This window comes from Ornithinimicrobium cavernae (assembly GCF_003121625.1).
Lineage (GTDB): Bacteria > Actinomycetota > Actinomycetes > Actinomycetales > Dermatophilaceae > Ornithinicoccus > Ornithinicoccus cavernae.
Map to the genome: position 1 here is coordinate 1 of NZ_QDDJ01000058.1, position 530 is coordinate 530.

General features: G+C 41.7%; 1 protein-coding gene. It reads right to left on the reverse strand.

What is annotated here, in order from left to right; translation table 11 throughout:
• On the reverse strand, positions 1 to 530 hold a 530-nt coding region (locus DA085_RS20770; protein ID WP_474100160.1), incomplete at both ends, for an NADP-dependent ketol-acid reductoisomerase.

Sequence of the window (530 nt, forward strand, 5' to 3'; positions counted from 1 at the left end):
TTCAGCAGCCGGTGTCGGTTCGCCTAAGTCGCCTTTTTGTAACATCGGGATTAATTTTTCTGCAAGAATCGGCGTTGCAACATGAGAGAATAAGTAGTTACCGTATTCCGCCGTATCTGAAATTACCACGTTCATTTCATATAAACGTTTACGAGCGATGGTATTTGCGATTAACGGTAATTCGTGTAATGACTCATAGTATGCCGATTCTTCGTAGATACCGCTTGCAACCATTGCATCGAATGCCATTTCTACACCCGCTTTCACCATTGCAACCATAACTACGCCGTTATCAAAGTATTCTTGTTCGGAAATTTTGATGCCGTCTGCTTTCGGTGAATTTTCGAATGCGGTTTTACCGGTTTCTTCACGCCATTTGAATAAGTTCACGTCACCGTTTGCCCAGTCAGCCATCATGGTTGATGAGAATTCACCGCTGATGATGTCGTCCATATGTTTTAAGTAAAGGTCGTTTAATTGAATTTTGATTTCTTCACTTAATTCAAAAGCACGGATTTTCGCAGCGTTTG